Here is a 7,000-nt window from a genome sequence, read left to right on the forward strand (position 1 = left end):
TGGCACAAGCCGGTATTGAACCGTCTGTCGGCAGTCGCGGTGACAGTTACGATAATGCGCTGGCTGAAACGATCAATGGCCTGTACAAGGCTGAACTGATACACAGGAGAGCTCCCTGGAAAACCAGGGCTGCTGTGGAGCTGGCAACTTTGGAATGGGTTGCCTGGTATAACCATCAACGCCTGCTTGGATCTATCGGGTATATTCCTCCAGCTCAGGCTGAAGAAAACTACCGACAAACCCAGGATAATAAGACATTGATGGATATTTTACTTTAACCAAATAGCCTCCTCGATTGTCGGGACGGTTCAAGGCGCACTGAGCACGCTCACCAAGGAAGCCAACGAGCAGTCTCATCTGTAGCAACGTGGGCAGGTAGGATTCTTTCATCTCAAATCTCATCATTCGTTTGTTCTGCCGGCGCGACCGGCGCAGGCAGTGATATCCACTGTTTAGTCACAATCCGCTACCGCGCGGGCCGCATCCAAAGGCGCATACCCTGGCGCCAGCACGGCGTTCTTGACGCCATACAAGGCCAAGTGGTCCTTGAGCCAAAGTCTGTACTCAGGCCCGCGAAGGCTATGGTCTGCGGAGCAGTCGACGCTCCACTTGCGCAGGATGTAGCCAGCAGTCGCTGCACGGAGCTTCATCTTCACCATGCCGCCGGTCATGCCGTAATCCATCTCCGCGATCTCGGGGCGCGGTTGGTCCGGGTGCGGCACCAGCTCCAGCTCCACAATCCGCGTCCACTGGATGTCCTGGTCACTTTTTTCGTGGGGCAGGACGTGGCTGTCTTTCAGCATCACGGAACGCTGCATGCGCGTGATGACAAAGTCCCGGAAATCCTTGCTGCGTCGATCGAAGGCGCGGACATGCCAGCGCAGGCCGTTGTCGATTAACGCAAACGGGACGATCTCGCGCTCAGTCTCGCCGCTCGACAAGGAGTGGTAGGTGACTTTCAGCGGGCGCTCCTGATGGATTGCCCGAGTAACACAAGCGAGCGTGTCGAGTCCTGGCTTTGTGAGTCTGGAAGGAATCTCACAAGTGATCCAGGACTTGAGGGCCGAAGGCTCGCCATCACCGAAACCCTGTGAGAGCCACGCCAAGACCCGCTCTGCAGGGAAATCAAAGACTGGCGTGAATCCATCCGCGTAGCCGTACACCTTGTTCTTGGTGTCGTAATCCAGGTTGCCAGGGGCGAGATCCTTGTAGATTCCGATGTCCCGGGTTGCCGCTGCCGCCTGGATGCCAAAGCGCGACACCAGGTCTTGGCGGCGAATCTCTCCGATGAAGCGCAGGCGCAACTCGATAAACGCAAGTCGGTCGCGCTGGGGCTGGGTCAGGTCTGCAAGCTGTTCGTTGGACATCCTGGCTGCCGTTTCGGGTTAATGATCGCTAGTTGGTGCTCTTGCGGGTAGTATATGCCTCGCACGATAATATGTCGATGAATTGACGTTGCGCATCAGTCCATCGCATATTGTTACCGACAGAGGGCTACGATGAGCGGAAGCCGATGGGGTCAGCCGGGCGTGCCCCACAAAGGACGGCCCTGCGTGGACGTCGTCGATCTGCGGGCGGACGCCGGGCTTGCTATTGCTGCGCCAGGAGAAATGAGAGATGGCTAAACCTGTCGTAATCGGCTCGCGGAGCTTCCGAACCCAGAGCAGTGCCCTCGACCACTATAAGGCGCTGCTTCACCGGTATCAGGACGGTCAGCGGATCGCCGACCCGGCTGACCACACAGACCTGGTGGCGCTCATCGAGCGTTTTGACCCGGTGCTCGATGCTGTTGGGGAGCCCGCAAAAGGTGCCGGCCAGATTGCTCACTTTGAGCGACGCCTGAATACAGGGATCGGCTGGAGCACGCCGGGGTTCTGGGTTGTTCGGCAGGACGGCACTGAAACCGACTTCTCGTACATCGATGCGGTCAAGGGCAGGCCGAAGGGGCGGTCCCAAGATTTCTACAACGCATGCCGGCAGGCGGTCGCACTCGACCTCGTCCTCGCCAAGAAGCAGGCGTTTGCCCAGTACGGCGATGATCAGGGCCGGGTTGAGTGTGAGTTAACCGGAAAGATGGTCACCATCGACGACGCACACCTTGACCACGCATGGCCGTACTTCTCGCACATGGTGAGTGGATTTCGGGCTGCCAGGGGTTGGTCGAGGGACATCCCGGACGGCATCGTTTCCACCCCGGCTGACGGCCAGACCACGGCAACATTCCTGGACAGCGCTGTGACTGAGGCATTCCGAGCGTTCCACCATGACCAAGCGGTCCTTCGGGTTCTCAGCCGGGAAGCAAACCTACAGACCGCGAGTTCAGCCCGCCGGCCAAAGGTTGCACGGCCAGTCCGGCTAGCGTGACCCGCTCCGGTCGCCTGCGATCAGGCCCGCGTAGACGTCTGGCGGACGCGGGTTCAATTCCTCAAATGGGAATCGAACTGACGCCCTGTCTGATGCACTCGGCTGATGATCTCGGCCGGGCGGAACTGGTAGAACTGCAGGCAGCAAGGGCTGGAGTCCCCACCTTTCCGCAGCAGTGCGAAGCGGTTGTAAGGCGCTGAGTTACTGAGGTTTGGCGCAGGGTTCCACCCCACCCAGACCCCGCAGGAGTTCGAATCTTTCCGCATGAACCCGCAGGAACCCTCACTAGCCCGCACGGCCCGATGCTAGGACGTTGATTTTCAACAAATCGCTCGATCGATCCGCGCTTGCGGACTGCGGACTTCCAATGGGCCGGAAATCTGGCTCGCCCAGACGGCTCTCGGTACCGACACGTTGCAAACAGTCGGTACTTCTCGATAACTACCCGACGAATCGGAACATCTCAGCTCGCCCTGATGTTGCCCCTGCTTGCTGACACAGCTTGGAAGTTCTGGCTGCAATATTGCCCCCCCAATCGCTGTGGAAGGTAGCTCCCTGGGCAAGTGCAATTGGAGGGGGATCGCTGCGTAGGGCCGTGTGCCCCCCATCCTGCAGCGTGACCTGATTGGGTCAAGGCCGGGTTGTCATGCAGGCAGTTTGGCTGCAAGCAGTTCGACCTTCTCGATATTGGGCGGAGAACTGAGCAAGGTCGCGGCGTTGGCCATCAAGGCCGCGGCGATCTGGCCGTTCAGATGTGCTTGGCGACCTGCCTCATCGGCAAAGGCATCGAACACACCAAACGTCGAAGGGCCAAACTTCAATGCGAACCAGGCAGTGGTGCCGGACTCGGCGTTGGCGAGCGGCAGTGCGCTGGCCAGGAAGTCGGCAAGCGCAGCCTCCTGGCCGGGTTTGGCTTCGAGGCGAACAAACAGGGCGAGCTTGGTCATACTGTAATCCTTTGGGTAAATGGGTTAGGTGAAGGGATCGACGAGCCTGCAGTCTAAATCTTCATGACAGCCATCTCTATAGGCAATAATGACAACTTTGATATCATTGTTGCCATGAAACTCCACATCCTTGTTTGTGATGGCGTGTTTGATCTGGGGCTTGCGGCGCTCACTGACACAGTGGGCTTGGCCAATGCGATGTCGGGCTCGCTGCCACAGGCTCCCGCGCACATAGAGCTCACGCTGGTGGGCGTGCGGCGTCGCATCCGAACTGCGCAAGGCTTGACGGTCCCCGTGGTCACTGCGCGTGGTGTGCCGGAACCAGACGTCGTGCTCGTGCCCGCGTTTGGTGACAAGATGCCTGACACGCTCTCGGCTCGGCTCACACGCCCCGACGTGCCCGATGCGGTCGCCATGCTACAGCAGTGGTCCACCGCTGGCGCGCACCTTGGTGCCGCCTGCTCCGGTAGTTTCTTGCTTGCAGAGAGTGGCCTGCTTGATGGACATCGTGCGACGACGTCATGGTGGCTGGGGCCGATGTTTCGGCAGCGCTATCCGAACGTCACGCTGGACGAGTCACGCATGATCGTGAACTCGACACGCTTCACTACCGCGGGTGCCGCTTTAGCCCACGTCGACTTGGCCTTGCGCATCATCCGGGGGCGCAGTCCAGCGCTGGCGACCCTGGTGGCACGCTATCTGCTGGTCGAGACACGCAGTTCGCAAGCCGAGTTCGTGATTCCCGACCACCTTGCGCATGCCGACCCGATGGTGGAGCGCTTCGAGTGCTGGGCCAGACGTCGGCTCGCGAAGGGGTTCTCGCTGGCCGAGGCGGCCAGCGCCGCGGGCACAAGCGAGCGCACCTTGGCGCGGCGGCTGCAAAGCGTTTTGGGCAAGACACCGCTGTCGTATTTCCAGGATCTGCGCGTGGAGCATGCCGTGCATCTCTTGCGCACCGGAAACGCGAGCGTCGACCAAGTCGCCGCACAGGTCGGGTACTCGGATGGGGTGACCCTGCGGGCCCTGTTGCGCCGCAAGCTGGGCCGGAGTGTCAGAGAGTTGCGACGCGGTGGATGACCAGAGGCGTTTGGTGTATGTACGGCTGGAGACCGCCGGGAAACTGACGCAGGCCAAACGGCGCATTTGGACCTGACAAAACTACTGCCCGCCACGGCGCGCAAGCTCCAGTTTGACCCCGGACAAAGTTTTGCTGGCAATGTCGTGGTTGAGCAAATCAATACCTTGATTGAGCAACGCTGTGCACTGACGATTCGGCGGCTCACCGACCCCGCCGCCGACAATGACGCAGCCGCCGAGCCCACCGTTTGAACTACCGTGCGGACACGGGTTCGATTCAGGGTTTGGGAATTGAACCGACATCCCATCGCAGACGAGTTTGATGCCCGTTTCCGGCGACTGAATCGCCCAGATGGCCGGCGGTGCCGCCGACGTTGCAAATCGTCGGTACTTGTCGATATCTACCGACGAATCGGAACATTTCTCAGCTGACACTGACCTGGGCCACCACGGTCTTGGTCGAGGTCGCCAGGCACGACTCCTCGTATGCCTCAATGTCGGCCTGCCGGTAGAGCACGCGCCCGCAGAGCTTCAGAAACTTGGGGCCGATCCCCGCGCTGCGCCAGCGCTCCAGGGTGGCCTCACTGATACTCCAGCGGGCAGCGAGTTGTTTTTGATTGAGGTGAGCGACTTCCATCTTGGTCTCCGTCCGAACGAGTTGGCAGGAGTCCATGAGGGCGCTGTTCCGGCCGCGAGCCAAGGCAATTCCAGGAAGCGCCGCTACTCGGGCAGATCATTCAGCTCGTAGCTGGTGCTACGCCCGCCGGCATCCGATTTGCGCAGCACGCCCCGCGTCAGCAGATCGTTGATGTCGCGCAGTGCCGTGTCCGGCGAGCATTTGGCGATGGCCGCCCACTTGCTGCTGGTGAGCTTGCCCTCGAAACCATCGAGCAGCTTGTTCAGCAATTTCACCTGCCGCTCGTTCAACGGGGTCGTCGCCCATCGCTGCCAGAACCGCGCTTTCGTCAGGACAGCGTCCAGCGTGTGCTGGGCCTGGTCGACGGCGCGATGAAGCGTGTCGAGGAACCACGCAAGCCACTCGGTGACATCCATCGACCGCTTCTGCGTCCTCTCCAGGATGTCGTAGTAAGCCTTGCGCTCGCGCTGGATCTGCGCCGACAAACTGTAGAAGCGTTGCGGGCTGCCATCGGCACGCGCCAGCAGCAGATCGCCAATGGCCCGGGCGATACGGCCATTGCCATCATCGAATGGGTGCAGAGTGACGAACCACAGATGGCCAAGGCCTGCCTTGAGCAGTGGCGGTTCGTTTAATGTGCCATTCAGCCAGTCGAGGAAGCGGCTGGTTTCGGTCTCGAGGCGATCGGCCGGCGGTGCTTCGAAATGCACCCGCTGGCGGCCGATGGGTCCGGACACCACCTGCATCGGGCCGGTGGCATCGTCGCGCCAGCCGCCGACGTTGATCTTGGAGAGCCCAGAATAGCCGGTAGGAAACAGTGCGGCATGCCAGCCGAACAGACGCTCACGCGACACCAGTGCCTGGCAGTTGGCGGTGGCATCGAGCACCATCTCGACCACGCCTTCGACATGCCGATCGACCGGAGCGAGCGCGCCGATGTCAACGCCCAACCTGCGGGCGATGGACGAGCGCACGGATTCAACGTTGAGCTGCTCGCCTTCGATCTCGCTGGTCTTGACCACGTCCTCGGTGAGCGCCGCGAGACTCGCTTGGTCACGCAAGGCCATGCCGACGTCAGCCAGACGCCCCATCAAGAGCCCTTGGGCACGACTGACCTCAGCCATGGGCTCGGCCAGCGCCGCCAGGTCGAAGCGCCAGTTTGGCCAGTCACTGGCCTGCCAGATGTATTTGTATTCGCCGCTATTCATGCGGAGATTATGGACTGCAATCTCCGCACGCGCAAGTCAATCGCCGCGCATTGTGCGGTGAATGTGGTCACCATTCGCCGCATGACGGATCGCCTTGCCCCAGGAATGGGTGTAAATGGGTGTGTTATTGGCTGTGGCAACGGACGCGGGTTCAGTTCCCGTTTCGGGAATTGAACTGGCCACGGAAAGCAGACGAGGTTGAGGCCGTATTCCGACTACCAATCAGTCCGAAAAACCTGCTTGATCGTCCACTGCCGACGGGCGTACCGGCAGGCTTTTCGCTCCGGTTCGCACTGGTTCGCAGCAACCCGCAGCGCTTCGATTCCGTACTTTCAATAGTCGTTTGATGCGGGGTACCACCCCACCACCAATACCAAAAAACCCAACCGATGAAGGTTGGGTTTTTTTCTGTTTGAAATCCTTACTGTAACCTGAGTTCGGGATAAGAAAAGAGGAAGTGAGCGCCCGCCTTTTTGCGTAAGATTATGTTTCCAAAAACAAATCAATCGCATTCAGGAGGCGCTCATGGACAGTTTAACTGAACTTTTTTGTCTCATAGATGATTTCTGCTGCCAATTCGAGCCCGCTTTAGAACGCCGCCTTCTGGAAACAGGGGTAAAGAAGCGCAAGCGCTGCAGCGGGTTGAGTTTGTCGGAGTTGATGACCTTGACCGTTTTGTTTCATCAATTGCGCTTTCGCCAGTTCAAGAGTTTCTACCTGGTTTACGTATGCCGTCACTTGCAGGCTGAGTTTCCGAAGTTGCCGAG

The 7,000-nt window shown here is 59.8% G+C and carries 11 protein-coding genes and 2 pseudogenes; 8 read left to right on the forward strand and 5 right to left on the reverse strand.

The annotated features are described in order from the left end of the window. On the forward strand, positions 1 to 278 hold a 278-nt coding region (locus B5D58_RS13075; RefSeq protein ID WP_143779598.1), incomplete at its 5' end, for an integrase core domain-containing protein. Positions 279 to 452: 174 nt separating this feature from the next. Here B5D58_RS13075 and B5D58_RS13085 read toward each other — a convergent pair. Beyond that, positions 453 to 1,367, reverse strand: coding sequence for a helix-turn-helix transcriptional regulator (locus tag B5D58_RS13085; protein ID WP_011112971.1), 915 nt, complete (start codon positions 1,365 to 1,367; stop codon positions 453 to 455). Between the two features lie 132 nt (positions 1,368 to 1,499). Here B5D58_RS13085 and B5D58_RS14345 point away from each other — a divergent pair, with 132 nt between their 5' ends. The 3 genes from B5D58_RS14345 to B5D58_RS14350 all read left to right on the forward strand — a co-directional run bounded on the left by B5D58_RS14345 (position 1,500) and on the right by B5D58_RS14350 (position 2,564). Beyond that, on the forward strand, positions 1,500 to 1,625 hold the full coding sequence (locus B5D58_RS14345) for a hypothetical protein (protein WP_256335826.1): 126 nt from the start codon (positions 1,500 to 1,502) through the stop codon (positions 1,623 to 1,625). Beyond that, complete coding sequence (locus B5D58_RS13090) at positions 1,618 to 2,364, forward strand: DCL family protein (RefSeq protein WP_011112970.1); 747 nt, start codon at positions 1,618 to 1,620, stop codon at positions 2,362 to 2,364. The genes B5D58_RS14345 and B5D58_RS13090 overlap by 8 nt, the downstream gene beginning before the upstream one ends. 65 nt (positions 2,365 to 2,429) lie before the next feature. Continuing rightward, entirely contained in the window at positions 2,430 to 2,564 is a 135-nt protein-coding gene (locus B5D58_RS14350) for a hypothetical protein (RefSeq protein WP_256335825.1), read from the forward strand. Positions 2,565 to 3,008: 444 nt separating this feature from the next. Here B5D58_RS14350 and B5D58_RS13095 read toward each other — a convergent pair whose 3' ends face one another. Beyond that, positions 3,009 to 3,311: a putative quinol monooxygenase gene (locus tag B5D58_RS13095; RefSeq protein WP_007182542.1), complete on the reverse strand. Its 303-nt coding sequence runs from the start codon at positions 3,309 to 3,311 to the stop codon at positions 3,009 to 3,011. Positions 3,312 to 3,509: 198 nt separating this feature from the next. Between B5D58_RS13095 and B5D58_RS14505 the strand changes: the two are divergent. Further along, a pseudogene (locus B5D58_RS14505) lies at positions 3,510 to 3,956 on the forward strand (type 1 glutamine amidotransferase family protein); the annotation flags it as partial. Between the two features lie 123 nt (positions 3,957 to 4,079). Then, positions 4,080 to 4,388, forward strand: a complete 309-nt coding sequence (locus B5D58_RS14510) for a helix-turn-helix domain-containing protein (protein WP_371937212.1) — start codon at positions 4,080 to 4,082, stop codon at positions 4,386 to 4,388. Between the two features lie 81 nt (positions 4,389 to 4,469). Here the strand turns inward: B5D58_RS14510 and B5D58_RS13930 are convergent, their stop codons facing one another. The 3 genes from B5D58_RS13930 to B5D58_RS13115 all read right to left on the reverse strand — a co-directional run bounded on the left by B5D58_RS13930 (position 4,470) and on the right by B5D58_RS13115 (position 6,233). Continuing rightward, entirely contained in the window at positions 4,470 to 4,823 is a 354-nt protein-coding gene (locus tag B5D58_RS13930; protein ID WP_041356890.1) for a hypothetical protein, read from the reverse strand. Next, positions 4,813 to 5,025: a helix-turn-helix transcriptional regulator gene (locus B5D58_RS13110; protein WP_041357364.1), complete on the reverse strand. Its 213-nt coding sequence runs from the start codon at positions 5,023 to 5,025 to the stop codon at positions 4,813 to 4,815. Before B5D58_RS13110 ends, B5D58_RS13930 begins: the two co-directional genes overlap by 11 nt. Before the next feature lie 83 nt (positions 5,026 to 5,108). Next, on the reverse strand, positions 5,109 to 6,233 hold the full coding sequence (locus B5D58_RS13115) for a Fic family protein (protein ID WP_011112963.1): 1,125 nt from the start codon (positions 6,231 to 6,233) through the stop codon (positions 5,109 to 5,111). A gap of 9 nt (positions 6,234 to 6,242) precedes the next feature. On the opposite strand from B5D58_RS13115, the gene B5D58_RS13935 reads away from it, so the two are divergent. Beyond that, a complete protein-coding gene (locus B5D58_RS13935; RefSeq protein ID WP_158297480.1) occupies positions 6,243 to 6,407 on the forward strand; it encodes a hypothetical protein in 165 nt (54 codons plus the stop codon). Positions 6,408 to 6,758: 351 nt separating this feature from the next. Continuing rightward, positions 6,759 to 7,000, forward strand: a pseudogene (locus B5D58_RS13125) (IS982 family transposase); the annotation flags it as partial.

Origin of the sequence: Nitrosomonas europaea (assembly GCF_900167395.1) — a bacterium.
Taxonomy (GTDB): Bacteria; Pseudomonadota; Gammaproteobacteria; order Burkholderiales; family Nitrosomonadaceae; genus Nitrosomonas; species Nitrosomonas europaea.